The organism is Acidovorax facilis, assembly GCF_023913775.1.
Taxonomy (GTDB): domain Bacteria; phylum Pseudomonadota; class Gammaproteobacteria; order Burkholderiales; family Burkholderiaceae_C; genus Acidovorax; species Acidovorax facilis.
In genome coordinates this window covers 1-439 of the sequence record NZ_JAMXAX010000336.1, presented here as the reverse complement: position 1 = coordinate 439, position 439 = coordinate 1, and the positions used below count along the sequence as shown (strand labels likewise).

The 439-nt window shown below is 58.5% G+C and carries 1 protein-coding gene; it reads left to right on the top strand.

Annotated features, from left to right (window positions below; genetic code table 11):
* The coding region (locus NFX52_RS30485) for an IS3 family transposase (protein ID WP_252636022.1) at positions 1-410 on the top strand (410 nt) is incomplete at its 5' end.
* Positions 411-439 lie beyond the last annotated feature (29 nt).

The following is a 439-nucleotide window of genomic DNA, read 5'->3' as shown; positions in this document are numbered from 1 at the left end:
GGATGGTGGTGAGCTGGACCATTGGCACGAGCCCGGACGCTGAACTGGTCAACACCATGCTGGATGCTGCTATCGAGACAGTGGCAGAAACCACCGCTAGGCCGGTAGTTCATTCCGATCGCGGAGGGCACTACCGCTGGCCTGGCTGGCTATCGAGAATGAGCGATGCCAAGCTCACCCGCTCCATGTCACGTAAGGCGTGCTCGCCTGACAACGCGGCGTGTGAGGGCTTCTTCGGCCGGCTGAAGAATGAGCTGTTCTATCCTCGGGACTGGAAGGGCACGACCATCGAGCGGTTCATTGAGGTGGTCGACGACTACATCCGCTGGTACAACGAGAAGCGGATCAAGATCTCTCTTGGCTCCCTCAGCCCTATCGAATACCGGGTGAGCCTTGGACTTGCGGCATAAAACCAGTCCAAGTTTTTATCCGCACCCCC